Annotated in this window: 15 protein-coding genes; 1 reads left to right on the top strand and 14 read right to left on the bottom strand. The window is 58.7% G+C overall.

Annotated elements, in window-relative coordinates:
• Nucleotides 1–2: 2 nt before the first annotated feature.
• The 12 genes from ACFQY0_RS07020 to ACFQY0_RS06965 all read right to left on the bottom strand — a co-directional run bounded on the left by ACFQY0_RS07020 (nucleotide 3) and on the right by ACFQY0_RS06965 (nucleotide 19,266).
• Entirely contained in the window at nucleotides 3–2,558 is a 2,556-nt protein-coding gene (locus tag ACFQY0_RS07020; protein WP_379710748.1) for a circularly permuted type 2 ATP-grasp protein, read from the bottom strand.
• Nucleotides 2,559–2,613: 55 nt separating this feature from the next.
• Nucleotides 2,614–6,006 (bottom strand): transglutaminase family protein, encoded by a 3,393-nt coding sequence (locus ACFQY0_RS07015; protein ID WP_379710746.1) that lies wholly within the window; start codon nucleotides 6,004–6,006, stop codon nucleotides 2,614–2,616.
• A gap of 73 nt (nucleotides 6,007–6,079) precedes the next feature.
• Nucleotides 6,080–6,934, bottom strand: coding sequence for a transglutaminase family protein (locus ACFQY0_RS07010; protein ID WP_379710744.1), 855 nt, complete (start codon nucleotides 6,932–6,934; stop codon nucleotides 6,080–6,082).
• A gap of 39 nt (nucleotides 6,935–6,973) precedes the next feature.
• Nucleotides 6,974–8,020: an alpha-E domain-containing protein gene (locus ACFQY0_RS07005; RefSeq protein ID WP_379710742.1), complete on the bottom strand. Its 1,047-nt coding sequence runs from the start codon at nucleotides 8,018–8,020 to the stop codon at nucleotides 6,974–6,976.
• Nucleotides 8,021–8,025: 5 nt separating this feature from the next.
• Nucleotides 8,026–9,456: a circularly permuted type 2 ATP-grasp protein gene (locus ACFQY0_RS07000; protein WP_379710740.1), complete on the bottom strand. Its 1,431-nt coding sequence runs from the start codon at nucleotides 9,454–9,456 to the stop codon at nucleotides 8,026–8,028.
• A 123-nt stretch (nucleotides 9,457–9,579) separates the two neighbouring features.
• Nucleotides 9,580–10,494, bottom strand: a complete 915-nt coding sequence (locus tag ACFQY0_RS06995) for an ABC transporter ATP-binding protein (protein ID WP_379710738.1) — start codon at nucleotides 10,492–10,494, stop codon at nucleotides 9,580–9,582.
• Nucleotides 10,491–11,396 (bottom strand): ABC transporter ATP-binding protein, encoded by a 906-nt coding sequence (locus tag ACFQY0_RS06990; protein ID WP_379710736.1) that lies wholly within the window; start codon nucleotides 11,394–11,396, stop codon nucleotides 10,491–10,493. The genes ACFQY0_RS06995 and ACFQY0_RS06990 overlap by 4 nt, the downstream gene beginning before the upstream one ends.
• Before the next feature lie 45 nt (nucleotides 11,397–11,441).
• Nucleotides 11,442–13,067, bottom strand: a complete 1,626-nt coding sequence (locus tag ACFQY0_RS06985) for an ABC transporter permease subunit (protein WP_379710734.1) — start codon at nucleotides 13,065–13,067, stop codon at nucleotides 11,442–11,444.
• Between the two features lie 179 nt (nucleotides 13,068–13,246).
• Nucleotides 13,247–14,590: a CmpA/NrtA family ABC transporter substrate-binding protein gene (locus tag ACFQY0_RS06980; RefSeq protein WP_379710732.1), complete on the bottom strand. Its 1,344-nt coding sequence runs from the start codon at nucleotides 14,588–14,590 to the stop codon at nucleotides 13,247–13,249.
• Between the two features lie 286 nt (nucleotides 14,591–14,876).
• Nucleotides 14,877–16,595 carry a protein kinase domain-containing protein gene (locus tag ACFQY0_RS06975; RefSeq protein ID WP_379710730.1) on the bottom strand — a complete coding sequence of 573 codons (1,719 nt, stop codon included), beginning with the start codon at nucleotides 16,593–16,595 and terminating at the stop codon, nucleotides 14,877–14,879.
• A gap of 50 nt (nucleotides 16,596–16,645) precedes the next feature.
• Nucleotides 16,646–18,124 carry a NarK family nitrate/nitrite MFS transporter gene (locus ACFQY0_RS06970; protein ID WP_379710728.1) on the bottom strand — a complete coding sequence of 493 codons (1,479 nt, stop codon included), beginning with the start codon at nucleotides 18,122–18,124 and terminating at the stop codon, nucleotides 16,646–16,648.
• Nucleotides 18,125–18,231: 107 nt separating this feature from the next.
• Nucleotides 18,232–19,266, bottom strand: coding sequence for a CmpA/NrtA family ABC transporter substrate-binding protein (locus ACFQY0_RS06965; RefSeq protein WP_379710726.1), 1,035 nt, complete (start codon nucleotides 19,264–19,266; stop codon nucleotides 18,232–18,234).
• Nucleotides 19,267–19,357: 91 nt separating this feature from the next.
• Here ACFQY0_RS06965 and ACFQY0_RS06960 point away from each other — a divergent pair, with 91 nt between their 5' ends.
• Complete coding sequence (locus ACFQY0_RS06960) at nucleotides 19,358–20,281, top strand: LysR family transcriptional regulator (RefSeq protein ID WP_379710724.1); 924 nt, start codon at nucleotides 19,358–19,360, stop codon at nucleotides 20,279–20,281.
• 107 nt (nucleotides 20,282–20,388) lie between these two features.
• Here ACFQY0_RS06960 and ACFQY0_RS06955 read toward each other — a convergent pair whose 3' ends face one another.
• The gene (locus ACFQY0_RS06955) at nucleotides 20,389–21,654 is read right to left on the bottom strand and encodes an alginate export family protein (protein ID WP_379710722.1); all 1,266 of its coding nucleotides are present in this window, start codon (nucleotides 21,652–21,654) and stop codon (nucleotides 20,389–20,391) included.
• Nucleotides 21,655–21,979: 325 nt separating this feature from the next.
• Entirely contained in the window at nucleotides 21,980–23,482 is a 1,503-nt protein-coding gene (locus ACFQY0_RS06950) for a S10 family peptidase (RefSeq protein ID WP_379710720.1), read from the bottom strand.
• Nucleotides 23,483–23,492: the final 10 nt, after the last annotated feature.

Below are 23,492 nucleotides of genomic sequence, written 5' to 3'. Positions count from 1 at the left end.
GATCAGGAGGCGGTGAAAGAAGCGTGGGTAAAGAATTCCCAGCCGAGTTGCTCGGATACGGTAGGGAGTTCATCGCGGAGCTTGACGACGAAGCTTCGGAGATTTTTCAAGGCGATGGCTTCAGATGCATCGTCTTCGGCATGGAGGACCTCCGTCTGGACGTAGTGAAGGGCGCGAAGCAGGGTTCGGTGGGCGGGGCGGAGGATGCTTTCGTCGGTGGTCTTGGGCAGTTCTGAAAGATTCACGTTGAGATCCGCAAGCTGATAGGCGAGGCCACGCGGGTTGGCAGGATCAAAGAGCAGCAAGTCCAGAGCGGGAAGGGCCTGAGGTGCTCCCTTATAACGGAAGCGGTAGGTCATGCTGCAATCGATGATCGAAAGCAGGGCGTCGAGGATCGCGGCGGGTGGCCGTGGGTAGAGGGTCAGGGTGCGTTCGACGAGGGTGAGCAGCCATGAGCTGCGTTCAAGACGGCGACCGATATTGAGGAAGCGCCAGCTTTCGGTGCGGGTCAGGTTCTCGCGGATCGTGCCGTTGAAAGCGGAATGCAGCAGAATGGCCTGCTGAAGGGGAGCTCGGAATCCGGCAAGCGTGGTCGGTGGAGCGGTGTGTCCGATCTGCTCGAGATTCTTGACGATCCTCCATGTCTCGCTGGAGAGGCGGTCGCGTGCGAGGGCGGAAAGCGAACGAAGACGGCTGAGATTTTCCGGAATGGAATCGAAATTAGACGCCTTTTTGCTACCAGACTTGTAGTAGATCGTGGTGATCGTCTGAAGAAGCGCTTGGCGGTCGATTTTTGCGGGAAGGTTTTCCGAATCGGATTTCTTCAGGTAATCGAGCTTGGTGAGTGCCTGAAGCAGAACCGGGATCGAAAGGATGTCGTCGCTGACATCGTCATCGATGGCCGTCTGGACGATTTCCAGAAGGACGCGTGTGGCGCATTCGGCGCGTTCGGAGTAGCGGCCAAGCCAGAGCATGTTGTCGGCCAGACGGCTCGACATGGTGCCGCTGCTACGGCGGACGGCAACCCTGGCAGAGAGATTGGAGGTGAGCTTGGGAGGGTTCTCCGGATTACCAAGAACCCAGAGGTCCTTGATGTTGGTGTCTTCCTGAAGTGAAAGGCCGGGCAGCGTGTTGGGGCCGGAGGCACTGCGCGCCAGTCCGCCGGGCATGACGCGATAGCTGTCGCCTTCGGCAAAGAGGAAGAGCCGGATGGCGACGGCTCGGGCTTCGATCGCATTGCCATTCCAAACCGGTGCGGTGGAAAAGGGCATCTGGCGCTGAATCACATAATCGCCGGGATGCTTGGCGATCTGCAGTCGGAGTTCGTCGAGCTGCTGCGGGGTGAGCGAGCGGGTGAGCTTCGGAGGGAAAAGATTGCGGGTGTGAGCGCTTTTGACGACGGCGGCTCCGGAATTGAGCAATTCGTTCGCATTGCTGCCGGCCTGGTTCCAGTGGGTCTCGATCGATGGCAGAAGGAGGTCCTCTCCAAGGAAATGTCGGGAAATGGCAGGGAGGAAGGGAAGGAATGCGGGGGCTTCGGCAATCGAAGTTCCGGGAGGATTGACGACAGCGACCGAGCCGGATCGGATGGCCTGCATCAGGCCGGGAACACCGGCGTGGCTGGATGTCGGCATTTCCAAGGGGTCGGACTCGTTGTCCGGAACGCGGCGGATCAGGACGTGGACGCGTTGGAGCCCCCGCACCGTCTTGAGAAAAAGCCGGTCACTGCGCACGGTGAGGTCACTGCCGACGGCAAGCGTGATGCCGAGGTAACGCGTCAGGTAGGCATCTTCGAAATAGGTTTTGTCGCCAGGTCCGGGCGAGAGGAGGACGACGTTGGGAGTATCAACGGCGGAGGGAGCGAGTGACAGCAGCGTGCTGCGGTACTCCTGGAAAAAGCTGGCCAGACGGACGAGGTGCAGGCGCTTGGATGTCTCGGGGAAGACGTTTGAAAGAACGATGCGGTTCTCCAGCGCAAAGCCGGTGCCGTTCGGCGTTTCGGTGCGGTCGGCGATGACCGTCCAGTTGCCATTCGGATCGCGGGCGACGTCGACGGCGTAGAGCGAAAGCAGCGGCTTCTCCGGGTTGGGGAGATTACGCAGGGAGTGGACGTAGCGCGACTGGGAGAAGATGACCTGGGCGGGGAGAATGCCACTTGTTAGGAGGTTCTGCGGACCGTAGCAGTCGTGGAGGATGCGGTTCCAGAGCTGGGCACGCTGGATGGCGCCTTGGGCGAGGGAAGCCCATTCGTTTTCAGAAATAAGCAGCGGAAGAGGGTCGAGATTCCAGCGCCGTATGTCTTCCGCAGTCTCGCCTGCCAGGAGATTGTGGGCGATGCCGTTCTCGTAGAGCATGTCCTCGCCACGCTTCCATGAGGAGGCGAGGCCGCCTGGCCCCATCGCATTGATCCTTTTCGCGAAGTCCTTCCATGGTGACTCCGTGCCCACGCGCTGATCGCGAAACTCGTCAAAAACCCCGATGCCTGGCTTGTAGGCATCGAAGAGTCGGTCGGGAATCGAGGTGCTTTGGCTTTGGGACTGGGTTTGCTCTGGGGACATCAGGATAGCGACGGCCGCTCCGTGTGATCACGGGTTCTCGGACCGCCGCGGAAACTTAGGAAGTGTATCGCTGAAGGTCGAGAGTCATAGGGTATTCCCGGTCGATTTTTGGGGTTGGAGGGTCGAGCTTTCCCGGGGACTTGTTGATGGTGAAGAAGCGGGAGCGACGACGGCTCTCAGCAACAAAGGCATTCAGCGGGAAGTCGTCGTAGGCTCTGCCGCCGGGGTGGACGACGTGGTACTTGCAGCCGCCGACCGATCGCTGGTTCCAGGTATCGACAAGGTCGAAGGTGAGCGGCGAGTTGATCGGCAGGGTCGGGTGGAGCGCGGAATACGGGCTCCAGGCACGGAAGCGGATTCCCGCGACGAACTCGCCCTGACGTCCGGTCGGGTGCAGCGGGACGGAAACGCCGTTGCAAGTGACCTGATGGCGGGAGTCGGTGAAACCGCGGACCTTGAGCTGGATGCGCTCGACGGATGAGTCGACATAGCGTGAGGTGCCACTGCTCGATTGTTCTTCGCCCAGCACGTGCCACGGCTCGATGGCTTGGCGGAGTTCGAGGTGGACGTTGCGCTGCTCGTATTCACCGATGATCGGGAATCGGAATTCCTGATGCGGCTCGAACCACGCGGCATCAAAATCGAGGCCACCACCTTGGAGGTCGGTGACGATGTCTTCGAAGTCGTCCTTGATGAAATGAGGGAGCATCCAGCGGTCGTGGATTGAAGTGCCCCAGCGTACCGGCTTGGCCGTGTAGGGCGTGTCCCAGAATTTCGAAAGCATGCCGCGAATCAGGAGCTGCTGGGCGAGCGCCATCTCGGGATGGGGTGGCATTTCAAACCCACGCATCTCTAGCAGGCCGAGTCGGCCGGTGGTGCTGTCCGGTGAGTAGAGCTTGTCCAGGCAGATCTCGGCGCGGTGGGTGTTGCCGGTCATGTCGACCAGATGGTTGCGCAGGATGCGGTCGACGAGCCACTGCGAGTGATCGAGGGTCGAGTCGCCTTTCGGAAGCGCGGCGAAGGCGGTCTCGAGTTCGTAGAGCGTTTCGTGACGGGCTTCGTCGAGTCGTGGTGCCTGAGAAGTCGGGCCGATGAAGAGCCCGGAGAACAGGTAGGAGAGCGAAGGGTGGTTGTTGAAGTAGGTGATCAGCGAGGGCAGCAGATGCGGGCGACGCAGGAAGGGTGAGTCGAGCGGGGTGTCGCCACCGACCACGATATGATTGCCACCGCCGGTTCCGGAGTGACGTCCGTCCTCCATGAATTTCTCGGTGCCGAGGCCGATGTTCCGAGCTTCTTCGTAGATGACGGTATTCTTCGCCGTGATCTCGTCCCAGGTTTTCGAGGGATGGATGTTCACTTCGATCACGCCGGGGTCGGGTGTGACGGAGAAGGAACAGAGTCGGGGGTCGGAAGGGGGCTTGTATCCTTCAATTCGGATCGGCGTGCCGAGCGACTTGGCGGTTTCCTCCAAGGCACCGACCAGTTCGAGATAGGCATCCGTTTTGACCAATGGCGGCATGAAGACGTGGAGTCGTCCATCGCGCGGTTCGACGCTCAGGCCGGTGCGGACTTGCCCGGATGCCGACTTGCCGACTTGCGGTTCCTGAAGCGCGTCGAGGCGCTGCTTCGAGCTGCGACGCATCGGGTCCTCACCCCGTGGGTCGCCTTGATACTGACCGCGGATGGTTGCGGCCGTAGCCGAGGCCGGGTTCTGCTGGCGGAGCGAGGGAGGCAGGATCCTTTCGGCGGGGAAGGGATCACGGGGAATCGACGGATCGTAAGGTTCGAGGATCGGTTGATCGATGCGATCGGCCCAAGGCAGGCCGTCCATCGGAAGGCGGTAGCCCATCGGATGGTTGCCCGGAGCGAGATAGAGTTCCTCACCGCGCAGGAACCACGGTCCGGTGATCCACTCTTCGGGGTTCACGCCGCGGGCGAGTGGCAGGAGGTGGCCGACGGGTGAACCGAGTCCTTGCTCGAAGACCTTTGCGATGGTATCGCGCTCAAGCTTGTCGGCGAGTTTCGGGTTGTCGACCGTGACATTCATCGGCAGGCGACGCTCCTTCCACATGTAGTAGAAAATGTCTTCGTAGCCGGCGCGGATGTATTTTTCCGGGATGTCGAGATTCTTGGCGAGCAGCTTGATGAAGGCTTCCGACTCCTTGCTACTATAACCATAGTCGACGCGGTGGTCGGCGAAGAGGCTGGGGTCGTTCCAGACCGGTGTGCCGTCGAGGCGCCAGTAGGAAGTGAAGGCCCAGCGTGGCAGTGGTTCGCCGGGATACCATTTTCCCTGGCCATGGTGGAGGAATCCGCCGGGCGAGAACTTCCGGTGAAGGCGATGGAGGAGTTGGTCGGCGTAGAGTTCCTTGGTTGGTCCGAGGGCGTCGGTATTCCACTCGGGGGCCTCCATGTCGGTGGCGGAAACAAAAGTCGGCTCGCCGCCCATGGTGAGACGCATGTCCTGCTTCTTGAGCTTCCTGTCAATTTTCTGGCCGAGGGCTTCGATCGCAGCGGTCTGCTCCGGCGTGTAGGGGAGGGTGACGCGTGGCGTCTCGCGGATGCGCTCGACCTTCATGTCGAACTCGAACTCGGTTTCGGTGTCATCGGACATCGAGAGCGAGCCCGAAATCGGCGCGGCATTGCGGTAGTGGGCGGCGGCGCAAAGCGGAATGTGGCCTTCGCCTGTCAGGAGTCCGGAGGTGGGATCGAGTCCGACCCAACCAGCGCCAGGAAGGTAAATTTCAGTCCAGGCGTGAAGGTCGGTGAAGTCATCGGAGGGTCCTTCGGCACCCCCATCGACGGGCTTCTGGTCCGCCTTCAACTGGATGAGGTAGCCCGAGCAGAAGCGTGCGGCGATGCCGAGGCGGCGCATCGTTTGGACGAGCAGCCAGGCGGAGTCGCGGCATGAGCCGGTTCCTTTTGTTAGCGTTTCCTCGGTGCTCTGGACACCGGGCTCCATGCGGATGGTGTAGCCGACCGCCTTGTGGACGGCCATGTTCACGGCGACCATGAAGGCGTTGGCTTCCATGCCATCGGTCACGGGGAGATTCTCGAGAAATTTGCGGAACTTCGGCCCGCGGACCTCTTTGACGAGGTAGGGTTCGAGGTCGAGGGTCAGTTCCTCGCTGTACTCGAAAGGGTAGTGCTGGGCGTATTCATCGAGAAAGAAATCGAAGGGGTTGATCGTCGAAAGATTCGCGATCAAATCGACTTCGATGCTGAATTCGCGGACGGCTTCCGGGAAGACGATGCGGGCGAGGAAATTTCCCTGCGGGTCCTGCTGCCAGTTGATGAAATGCTTTTCCGGCGAGATCTTCAGTGAGTAGGAGGGGACTTCGGTGCGCGAGTGAGTCGCAGGTCGAAGCCGGATCACCTGCGGACCAAGTTTGACGGGCTTGGAATACTTGTAGGAAGTGACGTGGTGGAGTGAGCAGTGGATCGACATGGCCGGTGGGTTGGTCTGATAGGTTGAATTCGTGGGGCCAGTTGGAGGCGGTTTTCCGTTGGGCGGCGATCGCTTAGAGGAGCGAGACTTCGAGGTCGACCTCCATTCGACAGCTGGCAGTCCCTTGATACTGTCCTTTTACCGGGGCGACATCGTCATAGTCGCGTCCAACGGCGACCTTGATGAAGCGGGTATCCGCAAGGGTGTTATTGGTCGGGTCGAGCCCGATCCAGCCGCTGTCGGGAAGGAAGATTTCCACCCAGGCGTGCGAGGCCTGGGCGCCAATAAGGGTGTCCCGTGGCCCGTTGTAGAGGTATCCCGAGGTGTAGCGGGCAGGGATTCCAATCGATCGGCACATGCCGAGCATGACGTGGGTGAAATCCTGACAAACTCCCGACCGGTGTTCGAAGACTTCCTCGATCTTCGAGCTGACCTTGGTCGACTCGAGGTCGTAGGTGAATTCTTCGTGAATCCAGGACATCAGCGCCTTGGCTTTATCGAGGACGCGAGGGTGGTGGCAGGTCACGTCGACCGCCTGGCGCCAGATTTCAGGAGGAAAGGAGACGTAGTGCGACGCCTGGAGGAAGGACCAGGTTCGCTCGTGGATGGCGGGCTCCTTGTAATCATCCAGGATGGCGGCCTCGTCCCTGTCGCTGAACTCCACCGGAAAGTTCTCAACCTTGAGAACACTTTCAATATCGAGACGCTGATGGGGATTTGGAATCTCGAAATGATGGGTAATGTTCTCGTAGAGGTCGTTGAACGCGCGAAGCCGCGTCGCAGGGAGCACCCTGATCAGGCAGGAGATGGTGCGCTGGTGGCTGAAATTTGAAGGATGGAGATGCAGGGTGTTCGCGCTCCCGCTGACCGGAGCAGCATAGTAAAATGCGGTACGGTGACGGACCTGATATCGTAGGCTTGAATTCAAATGCGATGGGGTGGTGCGGGAGCTGTGACAGGCATCCGATTATTGCTGCTGCTGCTGTTCCTGTTGCTGTTGAATTTCCCAGGCGACAACCGCGGATATGGACTCTCCTGGGATCGCAGGAACGCTTTCATCAGAATCGGGGAGCAGCACGTATTCCCGGAAGATCTCTTCACCAATCAGATTGAACTGGGTCTGAAGCGCGTCGAGGTAATCGTGAAGCTGCTGTTCCAGAACTTCCTCCACCGAGCCGTAGGCCAGGGAGGCGAGAAGGCGACCGGATGCCCGCTCCGCCTCGTTGCTGAATGATCCCCGGGGATTCCTTGAAATCCGATGGAGAGCGGCGTCGACCGAATCGATGCAAAATCTAACAGAGCGGGGGAAGTCGCGATCGAAGATCAGGAAATCGATGATGTTCTTCGGCGAGATCTGGTTGTGGAAGCGGCTCTGGAACGAGCTTCGTGCACCACAGGCGCGGAGCGTGGCATTCCAGTGGTGGTCGATGAGCGATGCCTCTGCCCCTTTCTGAGGCAGGAAGGTGGTGAAGTCGAGAATGCGGGTAATCTTGTCGGCACGCTCCATGTTCCGTCCGAGGTCCATGAAATTCCATGCTTCATCGTGACTGAGGTTTGAAGAGATGATGCCATTGAAGACATTTGCCGACTTGCGGATTGTCTCGTGGAACTGCTGGGGATTGGAACACAGCAGGGAGTTGGCCTCGGATGACTGCAGGAAAAGGTAGAGCCCGTTGAGTTCCTCCCAGATCGATTCGGAAAGTTGATCCCGGACAGTCCGCGCATTCTCACGTGCTTGAGCAATGCAGGAGCGGATGCTGTTAGGATTCGACGAGGAGAGACTGAGGAATTGGATGATTTCGCTGCTGCCACCATCCGGGTAATGTTCGTCGAAGAGTTCTTCATCTCCGGTGCTCAGGATGATGGGTCGCCAGAAGGCGTCGATTCGCGGCAGATCAATGTGATCGACGTCGAGCAACAGCTGTTCGTTGACCTCAAGCATCCGGGCGAGGTTATCGGCCCGCTCAACATTGCGGACCATCCAGTAGAGGGCGTTTGCGACTCGGGATAACATGGGATTTAGTGGCTGAGAACCCAGGTGTCTTTGCTTCCGCCACCCTGGGATGAGTTGACGACCAGCGAGCCCTTGGTGAGCGCGACTCGCGTCAGACCGCCGGGGACGATCTTGATGTCGCGGCCGTAAATGATGTAGGGACGGAGGTCGACGTGACGGCCTTCCATCCCGTTTTCCGTCCAGGTCGGACAGCGGGAAAGGGCGAGCACGGGTTGGGCGATGAAGTTGCCGGGATCCTCAATGATTTTTTCACGGAATTCCTCGATCTCCTTCTTGCTTGCGGAGGGGCCCATCAGCATGCCGTAACCGCCGGACTCGTTGGTTGCCTTGACCACAAGTTCGGAGAGGTGGTCGAGAATGTAGGCGCGGTCGTCGTCATCGACCGCGAGATAAGTCGGCACATTCGGCAGGATCGGTTCCTGGCTGAGGTAGAACTCGATCATCTTCGGCACATAGTGATAGATCGCCTTGTCGTCCGCGACCCCCGTGCCGACGGCGTTGGCCAGCCCGACGTTGCCGGCCTTGTAGGCCCCCATCAGTCCAGGTACGCCGAGCACCGAATCCTTGCGGAAGACCAGCGGGTCGATGAAGTCGTCGTCGATCCGCCGATAGATCACGTCAACCCGGACGAGTCCCTTCGTGGTGCGCATGTAGACGAAGTTGTTCCGCACGACGAGGTCGCGGCCTTCGACAATCGGGATGCCCATCTGCCGGGCGAGGTAGGAGTGCTCGAAGTAGGCGCTGTTGAAGACACCGGGAGTGAGAAGCACGCAGACCGGATCGATGTCCCGACCCGGCGAGATGTAATGCAGCATGTCGAGCAGGTCCGAGGGGTAGGACTGGACCGGGCGGACGCCGGATGACTCGAAGATCGCCGGGAAGGCTCGCTTGAGGGCATTGCGATTTTCCAGCAGGTAGGAGGCACCCGATGGGCAGCGACCGTTGTCTTCAAGCACGTAATACTGTCCGTCGTCACCGCGTACGAGGTCGGTGCCACAGATATGAACGTAAACGTCCCCCGGGACATCGACGCCGCGGAACTCAGGGCGGTAGTGGACGGCATTTTCGACAAGATGGGCCGGAACGACGCCTTCCTTGATGATCTGCTGATCGTGATAGATATCGTGGAGGAAAAGGTTGAGGGCCGTGATCCGCTGGGTAAGCCCGGCCTCGATGTGATCCCATTCGTCGGCGGGAATGACCCGTGGCATGGGATCGAAAGGAAAGATGCGTTCGGTTCCCTGATTGTCGTGGTAGACGTTGAAGGTGACGCCTTGTCTCAGAAAGTGGCTGTCGCAGGCCGCTCGGCGAGTATCGAAATCCTCATCGGGGATGCATTTGAATCGCTCAAGAAGACCCTCGCAGTAGCTTCTAGGAGATCCATCAGGGAGGAACATTTCGTCGTGGAATCCGTCGGTCGTGTAGCCTTCAAACATACATCATTGGGGTTTTGGGAAATTGCTTGGAAACCCCAAATAGCAGACGGTGGGCCAAGGTGGCCCACAGAGCGTCACTCTGAAAGAAAAATGTTGAGAGCCCTCCCGCAGGAATGTCGGCGTCTAAGCCGCCGAGTGCGTGGCGGAGCTGCCCTTCTCCCTCTCCACCCCACAGAAACCCATCAGGTTGTCGCGCTTGTGGATGCGGGTCTCGCCCTTGAGGTGGGCGCGTTGTTCGAGGAAGGCGAGGAGGTGCTCGCGGTATTCGAAAAAGGCCGGATCGTTGAAGACTTCCTTGCGGTCGCGCGGACGTGGGAAGTCGATTTCCATGATCTCCCCGACGCCGGCCTTCGGGCCGTTCGACATCATCACGCAGCGGTCGGCCATGAAGACGGCTTCGTCGACATCGTGGGTGACAATCATGGCGGTGAGTTTCTCACGGGCGAGGATGTCGATGATGACATCCTGGAGCTCCATGCGGGTGAGGGAGTCGAGGCGGCCGAAAGGTTCATCGAGGAGCAGCACGCGTGGCTGCAAGGCGATGGCGCGGGCGATGCCGACACGCTGCTGCATGCCGCCGGACATTTCGCGTGGGTACTTTTTCATGGAATCGCCGAGACCAACGACTGAGAGCGCGTGTTCGACGATCTGTTTCTGAGTCGCCTTGTCGGCGTGGGGGTAGATGTTCTTCACACCGAGCATGACGTTGCCGAAGGCGCTCATCCACGGCATCAGGCAGGGGGCTTGGAAGACAACCGCACGATCGGGACCGGGGCCGTCGATCTCCTTGTTGCCGACGATGATGCCGCCGTCGGAGATCTCATTGAGACCGGCAAGCATGGTGAGGATGGTCGACTTGCCGCAGCCGGAGTGTCCGATGAGTGAGATGAATTCTCCCTCGCGGATGTTGAGGTTGAAATCCTCGACGACGCGGAAGTCCTCACCGTAGGGGTTCGGGTATTCTTTGACGAGGTTCGAGATTTCGACGAAGCGGGTATTCTCGTGCTGGCTCACAATGGAAAGGTGGTTGGGGTTCACGCGGCTGATTTGGGTTTGCTGGGTTGAGGTCGACGGTTCTTCAGGCGGGGTGTCGCGCTGGGGAGGGAGAAGTCCTTTGGTCGGACGTCGGGCATCGGGATGATCTCGCTCGTTTTGAGGCTCTTGGCTTCTTTGTTGAGGTCCATCATGAACTGGGTGATCTCGGACTTCAGTCGCATGAATTCCGGATGGTCATTGAGAGTGTGTCGATCGCGCGGCCGTTCCATGTTGACGATGAATTCGTCGGCCAGGGTGGCACCGGGACCCATGGTGAGCGGGATGATGCGGTCGGCCATGAGGACGGCTTCATCGACGTCGTTGGTGATCATGACAACGGTGCGCTTGTCCGTCTCCCAGATGTTGAGAATCTGATCCTGGATCTCGGAGCGGGTGAGGGCATCGAGTGCCGAGAGAGGTTCGTCTAACAGAAGGATCTCCGGGTCGAGTGACAGCGTGCGGGCCAGTGAGGCGCGCTGACGCATACCGCCGGAAAGCTCGTGAGGCTTCTTGTCGGGCGCGTGGCCGAGCTTCACCATTTCGATGTAGTGATTGATCTTCTCCGCCTTCTCGGATTTCGAGAGCTGCGGAAAGACACGATCAACGGCGAGTTTGATATTGTCGAAAACGGACAGCCATGGGAGCAGCGAGTAGTTCTGAAACATCAATCCGCGGTCGGGACCGGGGCCGTTCATGGGTTGACCCTTCATGCTGACGCTGCCGCTGCTGGGATCTTGGAGGCCGGCGAGGAGCGACATCAGGGTCGACTTTCCAGCTCCGGAGAATCCGATGATCGCGACAAATTCCTTCTCTTTGACCGAGAGGTTGATGTCGCGGAGGACTTCGGTGCGGTTCGATGGAGGACCGAAGCCGACGCTGACGTTCTTGAGTTCGAGGAATGACATTTTTTGAAATGCTGAGAACTGAATGGTTGAAATGCTGACATTGGGTCAGACGCCGGCAGCGCCACCTTCGAACGAGACGAGTCGTTGGAAGACGATCATGATGCGGTCGAGAATGAGGCCGATGAAGCCGACGATGAAGACGACCACCACCATCTTGGCGAAGGAGTCGGAGGCACCGTTATTGAACTGGTCCCAGACGAACTTGCCGATGCCTTCCGAGGAGGAGAGCAGCTCAGCGGCGATGAGCACCATCCAGCCCACGCCGAGTGAAATGCGCAGACCGGCAAAGATGAGTGGCAGGGCGGATGGGATGACGATCTTGAAGAGACGCGACCAGAAGCCGAGCTTGAGGACGCGGGCGACGTTCATGTGGTCTTTGTCGATGCTGGCGACGCCGAGGGCAGTGTTGGCGAGTGTGGCCCAAAGGGAGCAGAGCGCGACGGTGCAGGCCGAGGCGATGAAGGCGGGATTGATGTCGTAGCTCTTCAGGAACCACGCGTCTTCCCACATCCAGGCCATGAGGGCGCTGTCTTCAGGAGCAGGCACGTAGGCGCTGGCAATGATCAGGCAAATCGGCAGCCAAACGATGGGGGAGACCGGTTTGAAGATGGCGACGAAGGGAGTCATCGCTGCCATGAAGGTGGAGTTGAGACCGCAAAGGATGCCGATCGGAATCGCGATGGCGGAACCAAGAATGAAACCGGTGAAGACGCAGAGAATGCTCCGGCGTGTCTGATACCAGAGCGTCTTCGCACCGGCGTAGTCGGAAGTCTCGGTCTTTGCCAGGCGGGCCTCATCCTTGGCAATTCTCTTCGCGGACTTCAGGGCGTCCGCGCCGGTGAGCAACATCAGGGCGTCCGTGTCCTCCTTGATGTCGGCTTTGGCGGAAGCGACCTTTTCGCTGCGGTTGTCGCGTGTGAGTTGGTCGATCTTCTTTTCGAGAAACTGCTTCTCCTCGGCAGCCTGAGTCTGGGCATAAAGTGCGGCGGCGACTTCCTTCGACTTCTTGTCGCGGATGTTGTCGATTTCTGTCTTCAGGTTGCGAAGTTGCTCCTTTTCAAGGTCGGTCATCTCCGTGTCCAGTTTGACGGCGGCGAGGAAGGCTTCGTAGCCAGCCTGATCGCCGGGTTGGAGGCTTTCGGACTGACTCGCCAGGCTGGCTTTGCGTTCATCCTGGGCTGCCTCGAACTCAGTCTTGAGTTTCTCACGCTGCGCGGTGAGAGGCGCGATGGTCTTCTCCTGCTTTTCTTTGTAGGCTTCCTTGGTGGCTGCAACCTTTTCGGTGGTGGCCTTAGCGAGAGGTTCGATGGTCGCGAGCAGTGACTCCGTGGCCGTGAGTTCCGAAAGCCGTTCGGGGCCGGACATGAGATAGGCTTCCTCCTTCAGGGCTTCGTATTCGGCAAAGGTGTCGATGGCTCCATAGGCTTGGAACATTTCCTTGGGCGAGGGAAGGCGGCCGGACTTGGTATGAATCTTTTCCGAGGCGGAATTCCATGCCATGAGGAAGATGCCGATGGCGGCGACGGGGATGATGATCCATTGAACGATCTTCTTCGCCTGCACTGCCGGTTCCTCGCCATAGCAGAGTCGAACGACCGGCGATAGGAAGGTCAGGCCTGAGAAGTCGATGGCCTTCAGGATGGGGTATTTGATGGATTGGAGAAGCTTCATATCCGTTGGAGGGAAGATTTTGACTGGCTGGCAATTGGTCGGGATGGCCTTTTGAAATGGTAGGGAACCAGGATGATGGACTGGGAGTATCTGCCCCGTTTCACCTGGCTTGTTAGCGAGGGAGTGGAGCCAGCCCGGCAGTGTGCCGGACTGGTCCCATACCGATTCCAACCAAGAAATTATTCGGGGTCCTTGTTGCCGATCTTGTGGCTGTTGAGGTATTTGATCGGCTCTTTGCCGTCATACTCGACCTTGTCAATGAAGTCGGTTGTAGCAGGTTTGAAGCCATCCGTCTTCCAGGGGATGTCGTCTTCTTCGATCTTGCCCTCAGCAAGAAGCATCTCGGCAGCGGCGAGATAGATCTCGGGCTTGTAGACCTCCCTGGCTGTTTCGAAGTACCAATCCTTCGGCTTCGCTTCGGTGATCTGTCCCCAGCGGCGCATCTGAGTCAGAAACCAGACGCCATCAGAATACCATGGATAGGTGCAGTGATGTTTGTAGAAGACGTTGAAGTCCGGCATCGAACGTTTGTCGGTCTTCTGGAAGAGGAAAAATCCGGTCATGGAGTTCTTGATGACATCATAGTCGGCTCCGACGTAGTCGGGGCGCGAGAGAATGCGTGCGGCTTCCTCGCGGTTGACGAGTTCGCCAGCACTATTGGTTTCATCGAGCCACTGGCCGGCGAGAATCAAAGCTTTGGTGACGGCGAGATAGGTCTGGGGGTTTTCATCCGCCCATTCCTTGCTCACACCAAAGACCTTCTCGGGGTTGTTTTTCCAGATGTCGTAGTTGGTGGTGACGGGCACCCCGATGCCTTTGGCCACGGCCTGCTGGTTCCATGGCTCGCCAACGCAGTAGCCCTGGATGTTTCCTGCTTCAAGCGTGGCGGGCATCATCGGTGGCGGGGTGACCGAGAGTTCAACTTCGGCATCAGTGCGGCCACCGATGTCGGTCTTGGTATACATGCCCGGGTGGATTCCCGAAGCGGCGAGCCAGTAGCGAAGTTCGTAGTTATGGGTTGAGGTCGGAAAGACCATGCCCATCTGTAACTTTTCACCGTCTTCGAGCTTCTCGTCGACAATGGGCTTCAGCGAGTCTGCGGTGATCGGGTGGGGTGGTGTCGGGGAGTCGAGTTTGGAGTCATTCTCCTGCATCTGGCTCCAGATGTCGTTCGAAACGGTGATGCCGTTCCCGTTGAGGTCCATGGTGAAGGCGGTGACAACATGGGCCTTGGTGCCGAATCCGATGGTGGCTGCGATCGGTTGACCCGAGAGCATGTGGGCGCCATCGAGCTCACCCGAGATGACATTGTCCAGCAGCGTCTTCCAGTTGGGTTGAGCGATGACTTCGACTTGAAGTCCTTCGTCTTCAAAGAAGCCTTTTTCTTTTGCGATGACGATTGGCGCACAGTCCGTGAGTTTGATGAACCCGAACTTCAGTTCGTCCTTTTCGACGTCGAGTTGGTCGGCCTGAAGCGAGCCAATTGTTAGTGCGGCGATGAGTATGGTATTTCCTAATTGCATGTCTGGATATTGCGTGAAGTCACCGATAATCCAGCGTTTGGCATGCCACAGGTTTTATTAGCCCATGAAGCAGGGATCTAGAATTTCATTGTCTAAGTGAAACTGCTTCATTCGAGGTTTAAGTCCCATGTGATGAATGACTTAAAAGGTTTCGGAAGGTCGTTTGACATCCGGGAGTTTGAAGTTTGATCAATTATGAATGAGCTTGATTCACGGATCAGACTCGCGCTGAGGAATCGCGCTCATTCCGAAGGCCTTGATCGCCTCCTTGGGCCAGCGTAGAATTCTATTTCGCGATCCAGGTGATCACCCAGGCGACGAAGAAGAAGAGGGCGACCAGCTTCCAGACCAAAACTGGATTGCGCACCACCATTGGTAGCGGGGCGGTGGTGATCAGGTCGGGGTCGGGGTGTTCAAGGAAGCGAACGAACTCCGACATGGATTCGTGACGGCGATCCGGGAGGATCGAGAGCGCTTTTCTCAATGTTGCATCCATCCACAGGGGGACCATGGGATTGTGAGCTGTGGCGCTGGTGTAGGAGAGGGTATGGAAATCGCGAAGGATTTTGGCCCGGGCCCAGGGATCACCGTAGGGATGCTGACCACCTGTTAGAAGGTAGTAGGTGATCGTGGCAATGGAGAATAGGTCAGCGCTGGTGGTCGGTGTGGCTCCAAGGCGATACTCGGGGGCGGAGAAGTCGAGGGTGCCGAGTGCCTCGTTCCGATGGAAAGGTGTGGCAATCTCCGAAATGCCGCCAATCCTGCAGGAGCCGTAGTCGATGATCTTCACCGTGCCATCGGCATCGAGTAGAATGTTTCCCGGCTTCAGATCCTGATGGAGGGTGTCCTTTCGGTGGAGGGCGCGGGTTCCGGAGACGATGCCGCGAACGATCTTGACGACACTTTCAACCGAAGGGCTCGGATTCTGTTTGCTCCACTCGTCAAGGGTTGGTCCCTTGACTGGTTCGAGAACGTAGTAGAGGAAGCGCCGCGGCGTTTCGCGGCGTACCGCTTTGACGAGGTTGGCATTGTCCGTTCTCAGGCCGATCCATTCCTCGAGGGCGAAGCGCTCAAGGTAGCCCGGATCATTCTGGTAATGGATCGACGGAGTTTTAAGGACGAGTGGCCGGTTGTTGTCGCAGGTGTCGTGGACGAGATAGAGTTGCGAGTTCGGCGAAGCGGCGATGAGTTTCTCGACCATGAGCCCGTCCATGGATTGGCCAGGAAGAAGGTCGGGAGGGAAAGGGAGAGTGCTGAGCTGGCGGAAGACGTCGTCCTTATCCTGATCAGGAAGGGTGTCGACGCGAACAATCAGCGCCGAGCGGTTGTCGTCGCTATGATCGGTGGCGTCACCCAGTTCGGCGGCGATGGCTTCTGGATCCCTGCCTGAGGAAAGGATTTCGAGCAGTTTCGAGTGGGAGAGAAACTCGTGGATGCCGTCGGTCGAGAGGAGGAAAAGATCGCCCGGTTCGAGATCGAGGGTGTGGTAGTCGATGCGAGGGGTGAGGCTGATGCCCATCGCTCTTGTTAGATAGCAGGCGTCGGCGGAGACGCGGCTCGAGTGATCCCGCGAAATCTGCTCGAGCTCGCCGCTGCGGAGACGATAGATGCGTGAGTCTCCGATGTGAAAGATGTGCGCCGTCTGGGATTTGAAAACGACGGCGGTGAAGGTGGTGACGTAGCCTTTTTCCGCGGAGACAGATCCTTGTCCCTGTCCGTAGAGCCAGCGGTTGATGGCGGTGAGGACGCGCTGGCCGGCGGTTTTCACCTGCCATGACTCCGGTGTTTCGTAGTAGTCGTTGAGGAACGAACGAATGGTGGTCTCGCTGGCTTCCCGGGCGGCGCTGGCCGCTGAGACTCCGTCGGCGATGCAGGCCGAGATGCCTTTGGTGGCGAGAAGCGGGCCTTCGGGAACATGCATCCCCAGGAAGTCCTGATTCTCGGGCTTCGGGCCGGGGTCGGTGAAGCGACCGCTGGTGACGCTCAGGTTTTCGGCGAGATGCACGTTGGTGACGAAAGCCTTTCGGGCGGTGGATACAAGGCCGGAGACGGAATTCAGGAAACTTCGATCAATTGCACGGAGCCATCTTCAGCGACCTCGGTGATGTGGCCTTTCGGTTCGGTAAGGAACCACGAGGCGAAGAATCCGATGACCGATGAGGCGGCGATGATCATGAAGAAGGTCGGTGTGCTGACGAAGGAGTAGATGGTCAGGAAGGTGACACCGCCGACATTTCCGTAGGCGCCTGCCATGCCGGCGATCTGGCCGGTCATGCGGCGCTGGATCAGGGGGACCATGGCGAAGACGGCGCCTTCACCAGCCTGCACGAAGAATGAGCAGCACATGGTGGCGATGACCGCTAGCGCAAGTGGCCAGGCGGGGCCGATCTGGGAGAGCGTCAGATATCCGGCGGCGAGCCCGGCGAGGAGGATGAGCATGGTTTTGCGGCGACCGAACTTGTCGGAGAGCCAGCCGCCACCGGGGCGTGCCGCAAGGTTCATGAAGGCGAAACCTGAGGCGAGTAAGCCTGCTTTGACCGGAGTGAGGCCGAAGGTTTCAGCGAAGAAGGCAGGCAGCATGGAGACCACGGCGAGCTCGGAGCCGAACGTGATGAAATAATTGACGTCGAGGATGGCAACCTGACGGAAGGAGTAGCGCTGATGTTCGGGGACGGAGCCGGACTTCAGCATGTCCTCATTGACGCGATAGATCTGATAACTCTGGAAGATGAAGAGCAGTCCGAGAACAACGTAGGAGGTGGTAACGAATGGTTGGGTCAGTAGCCCGACACCGGTGGGCGAAAGTTTCCAGGCGAGCACAGCAAGCGCCGCATACATGGGAACGTTCATGCCGAGCAGGAACCAGAACTCGCGGGGCGTGGAGACTTCGAGGCCGCCGGACTTCTTCGGTTTGAAATACGTGGAGCCTTTGGGCGTGTTGCGAGCGGCGCGGTAGAAGAAGATCCCGTAGCAGAAAGCGATTGCGCTGATCGTGAGAAGCGCGTAGCGCCAGCCATTCTCACCGCCGAAGGCGAGAGCGAGCGAAGGGAGAAGCATCGCGGCAGCGGCGGAGCCGAAGTTGCCCCATCCTCCGTAAACTCCTTCGGCAAGTCCGACCTGACGCGCAGGGAACCATTCGCCGACGAGGCGGATGCCGATCACGAAGCCCGCTCCGACAAAGCCCATCAGGAATCGGGCGAGGGCGAGCATTTCGAAACTCTGGGCGAGGGCGAAGAACGAACAAAGCAGGCCGGCACTCACCAGGAGTAACGAAAAGGTGACCCGCGGTCCGAATTTATCAACGAGGATGCCGATCACGATGCGCGACGGAATCGTCAGGGCGACATTGAGAATCAAAAGGGCCTTCCACTGGGCATTCGAAATATCGAATGCCGAAGTGATGGCTTCTTTCATCGGCGCGTGGCTGAACCACAGCACGAAGGTGAGAAAGAAGGCGAACCAGGTGATGTGCAGGGTTCGAATCGAAGGCGATTTAAAATCGAGAAGGTTCAGTTTTCCGTCGGATGCGCTCATGGAGTGGTGAGTGACTTGTCAGCGAATGGCATGCCAAACGCGGCTGGGTGATTGGGTGCCTCAGGTGAATTGCCCATCCATCTCATGAGCCGGCTTCATGACCGATCTCAGGCTGGGAGGAGGATTTTTTCTGAAGCGCGGAAAAGGTCCTGCCGGTAGAGTCGGGTCAGGGGGGCGGCGGCCGTTTGGTCGGGGAGAAGGCCGGTCCCGCGCATACCGGAGAGAAACCAAGATGCCTTGTCGGCGGTCGGACAGTTCAGGTCGTTGCCGTAGAAGAGATGAAAGTTGGCGGCATCGATGTCGCCGCGGCCGCTGGTGAAGACCTTGCCGAGGCTGTTTTCGAGGGTCGACTGGGCGCAGCCGGTGTAGTCGGGTCGGGAAAGAATATTGATCATTTCCGGGCGGAAATCCGGATCGTGGCAGATTCGGCAGGCATGGAGCAGAGCGGCTCCCAAGGCGATGCTGTCGTCACGCCGCTGACCGATGAATCCGCCATCAACGAGCAGCACTTTTTCGGGATGGCCGGTGGCCAGTTCCGCCGAGGTGGCGGGGCACCAGCCGGTGCCTGTCAGGATGGACTCCGAGTTCCATGGTTCGCCGACGCAGTATCCATCAATATGGTTGGACTTGAGATGGCCGGGCATGAGGGGCGGCGGCAGGAAGACGATCTCCACGTCACGGCCGGGCTCGAGGCCGTGACGACGAAGCCATGCGTGGAGCAGGATGTGATGGGATGAAAAGCGGTGGGCCGCGGCGAATGTCGGTGGGCGACGCTTCTTCCAGCGATGGGTGATGAAGCCAGCCAGCCCTTCTCCCTGGCGAATGGTCTCGGGAGGAAGTTCGTTGGAAAGAGTGATCGCGTTGCCGTGGGCGCTGAGGACGAGGGGCACCGCGACATCCCGGCGCAGATTGCTGAGTCCGAGCGCGAAGTAGAAGGCGAGGCCGGCAATGGATTGGGCGGCGTCGAGCTCGCCGTAGAACATCATGTCCCGCACGGTGGCCCAGCCGGGCTGGCGGGAAAGTTGCACGTTTAAGCCGTAGTCCCTGAAGATTCCAAGTTCATGAGCCACGGCAACCGGAGCGCAGTCATTCAGTGGAACGAATCCCAATCGAATGGGCGAGGTGGTGCTTGGCTTGGACATGATGGGCAGACCTAAGCGCAAAGAGTGCCAATCCTGCTGCCTTGGCATGACGACTGCTGATTTTGACGATAATCCCCGATGAATCATCCTCATGAATGAATTGCTTCCCGATCTCCGCCAACTAAGAGCCTTTGTTGCGGTGGCCGATGAGGGGAGTTTCACCCTGGCAGCCAAAAAGCTTTTCCTGACGCAGTCCGCGATCAGCCACTCGATGCGTGCTCTCGAAGATAGTCTCGAGTGCCGGCTTCTGGAGCGCCTCGGCAAGAAGACCATTCTAACCGAGGAAGGGCATGTCTTTTTGAAGCGATGCCGGGGGGTGCTGGGCGAGCTGGAAATGGCCAGTCGCGAACTCGATGGGTTGAAGCGCTGGGGGCAGAGCCGCATCAGGATCGGAGCGCCTCATTCGCTCTGCCAGTTTCTTTTGCCGACCGTTCTGCGTGAGTTTCGTGATTGTTTTCCGCGATGCGAACCGACGATTGAAGCGGGCGATACGAGCACGCTGATTGAACGCCTCGCCGAACATGAACTCGATATTGTTCTCGGACTAAGGACACAGAGTAACCAATCCCTGGAGTCCCGGTCCTTGTTCAAGGATCAGTTGGCGCTGGTGGTGCCGCCTGTGCATCCTTGGGCGAAGACAGGTGTTCCGGATCGGGAAGAAGTCGCGAAGGTTCAGTTCATCATCTATGCGCGAGCCAGCGAAACGCATCGACTCGTTGAGAAGCACTTTGAGGACATGGGCATCCGTTTGCGCGCACCTCTGGTGCTCGGCGACATGGAGGCCATCAAGGAAATGTCGAAGATCGGTATCGGAGTCGGCATCGTGGCTCCATGGGTGGCCAAGCGCGAACTGGATGAGGGAACTCTCGTGGCTATCCCCACCGGCGGTGAGCCGATTGCCCGGGAGTGGTCGACCTTCTGGAATGCGGATCGCCCTCTCAGTCTGATCGAGGAGACCTTTGCCGGGATCTCAGGAATGGTAGGCGAGGATCTCTCGCGGCTGGGTCGCCGGTGAGCGCCTCAACTGGCTCGATCGCCCGTTTGAGCAAGCTGTCGCAACGGAAAAACGCCGAACCCTGGGATGGGATTCGGCGTTATCCGAGGTCGCGACGGAATTGCTTGTTAGAAGGTGTAGTTCAGTTCGATTGAGAATCGGGTGGTGTCGAAAGGAGCTGGGTTTACCGCGCCAGGCGCTCCCGGAGCACCATCCGAATCGAAGTAGGAGAACTTGGCGATCGCGAGGAAGTTTTCATTGAACTTCTTGGCGAGCACCGCGTCATATTCCCAGCCATAGTCGAAGTCCGAGTTATTATCACCGAAAAGGTGGATGAACTGGCTGAACTTCATCCCCCAGAAAATCGGGGTGGTGTGGCTGATGTAAAGATCGCTGATGCCCGGGTTGCGAACCAAACCGAGTCGAGCGCCGGTCAAGGTATCCGCGAATCCATTGAAGGCGTGGACAGTGGCCAAAGGCGTGACGAAGTCGGCATCCAGGTATTCCCATCCAAGATTGAAGTCTGTGTTCCACTGCTTGGTAGAGACCTTGAGGTGGGTGTAACCGGCGAGGTCCGGCTTGAACGCTGGCGAGCTATCGGTGTCCGTCTGGAAGGCGAACTCTCCATAGAGCGTCACCGGACCAAGCGGAGTGGTGGCGATTCCACCGTAAGTGTTGTTGCTGATGTAGCCGGCATTGGCGGCAGTCTCATCGAAATCCATCAGGTAGGCGTAGGCCGTGAGCGAGACGTCGCCGAATCCCCTGTAGTTGACATTGAACAGGTTGACGTTCCCCGCGAAGCTTCTCAGGGCGCCGGTTGCATCGGAGCCGAAGATCCGGTTGGCGCGGTTGATGTAGGAATAGAAAATGGTGAGGTCTTCGATCGAGGTGTTGCTGATCGAGATCCCGTCATAGGTCTGCTCGTTCTGCCGCCAGCCGACGTTTCCGACGAAGGCCGCGTTGTCGAGGATGATGCGCTGGCGTCCACCGCGGAACTGAGTATCAAATCCTTTGTATTGAAGATAGAGCTGGTTGAGCTCGTTGGTTTCCGGATCGTTGATCTGGGTGTCGAAGGGATTGTTGGGAGAGGTCGTCGGACTCGAACTGGAGTTATAGTTGTCATCAATGGCCTGAGTGAACTCGCCTTCGACGAGCGCACTGAAGCCATGCCAATCTTTGGTGACGAGGCCTACCCGTTCGCGAGTGGTGAAGGCGGTGGCGGAGTCGAGCAAGGGGTCGGCGACGTCTCCGTATTCAAAGCGCGCGCGAATATCCAGGATCGGCTTGATCCATGGTTCGGGAGCAGGGGCGGGCGCTGCTGGTTCAGCTGCAGGCGTTCCGGCTTGCGATGTGATGATGGTCGCGAAGGCGAGGGGTAAAATGTGGTATTTCATATCAAGTGGCGCAAGACGGTGAAGCGGTCTCTTTGCCAAATTCATGGCGGTCACCAATGTTTACGGAGAGTCACTCGCAGGGTCGGGATGAGCTGAACTCATAGGGGAACCCGCCGGAAATGCCGTTCTCGCTTGGTGGGCAACTTGAAACTGATGCAATCGAGCTGGGAAAACAAGTCGAATAAAGAAGTAAACTTCCGGATTATCTGGCCGAGCTGGCCTGGCTCCGGATGCTCGGGGGCTGGAGTCTGCCGAGAGGAAGTCTGCCACGACACCGCCATGCTCGGCGGTGTCGATGGGAAAATCCCGGGGGGCAAGGGCCCGCTTATTCAGCCGTTAGAAATGCGGCCAGATCCTTGCGGGCCTTCTCCAGGTCGGGCGGATTGAGGTAGAACATGTGGCCGGCGTCGTAGCCGACGTGCGAGATTCGCTTCAATGCTGATTCAGGGGCGTCGGTCATCTGGTTCAAGGAGTAACGGATGCCATCGAGGGGTGTGGCCAGGTCACAACCACCCTCCATGACGAGCACGCGAAGATGAGGGTTGTCACGAAGGGCGGTGCCGAGCCGGTTGGTGAGGTTGACGTAACCATTGGTGGCTCCCCATTTCCAGGGATGCACCTTTCGAGTGAGAATCTCATAGGGAGAGTCCTCTTCCCACCCCAGTTCCTCCGTAAGATAGGAGAGCATGGTGGTGGAGTAAGCGCCAAGCGCCAGCGAGAATGAGGGGTCATAACTCGGCCAGGAATCGGCTTCGTTGCCGGCGGGCCAGGCGACCCGAGCATCGAAGCGGCCAATGACCTTGCCCTCGGCACGCAGGAGTTCCGCACGGAAGCGGCTGGGGTCGAGCTGCAGGTCAAGCTTCTCGATCAGATCGGCATCGATGGAAGTGAGTCGCGAAAGGGTGGCGGCGACCTCCTTCTTCTTTTCGGGTGCGAGCGAATTTCCCTGAATCAGCGCGAGGGCGTATTCGCCATTGGCGAAGGCGCGTGCTTCGGAGACGAGAGCCTCCCGGTCACCTGTTAGTTTGCCATGATGATGGGCGACGGAGGTGAAGGTGGGGAGATATACCGAGTAGAGGAGGTTGTCTCCATCGCCTCCGCGGAGGGTGCGGAAATCGAGAAGCGATGAGAGCAGAACGACGCCGTTGAGAGACATGCCGTAGCGGGACTGGAGGTGCTCGGAGAGTCCGGCGACACGGACACCGCCGTAGGATTCTCCGAGGAGATACTTCGGCGAGGACCAGCGGTCGTTCTCGGTAATCCAACGGCGAATGAAGTCTGCAATCGATTCGATATCTTCCTCGACACCGTGGAAGTCGGAAGCTTTGCCGTCCTTCTCCACGCGGCTGTAGCCGGTCGAGACGGGGTCAACGAAGACCAGGTCGGTATGATCAAGGATCGAAAATTCGTTGGGGATGAGTCGGGCTGGGGGGCGGGGAGCTTCGGTGCCATCGCCGGGCATGGCCACGCGAACCGGACCGAGGATCCCGAGGTGCAGCCAGACCGCGGACGAGCCGGGGCCTCCATTGAAGGCAAACATCACGGGTCGCTGACTGAGATCCTCGACGTCCTTGCGCAGATAGCTAACATTGAAGATCGAGGCGCGCGGGGTGCCGTCGTCTTTCTTCAGCTGCAGCTTCGAAGTGGTGACGGTATAGTCGATTTTCTTGCCGTCGATCGTGACGGACCCTTCCCGGCTCACCGGCTCCTGAACTTTTTTCTCTTCTTGGGGAGCTTTCTTTTCGGGCGCTTGCCTGACTTCAGGCTTGGGCTCTGCTGCGAGGCAGGGAATGGCGACGAGGAGGGCGAGGGTAAAGGGTCGGATCATTGAGGTGATT

Origin of the sequence: Haloferula chungangensis, assembly GCF_042664875.1 — a bacterium.
Classification (GTDB): Bacteria; Verrucomicrobiota; Verrucomicrobiia; order Verrucomicrobiales; family Akkermansiaceae; genus Haloferula; species Haloferula chungangensis.
This window is presented reverse-complemented; position numbering and strand designations above follow the sequence as displayed.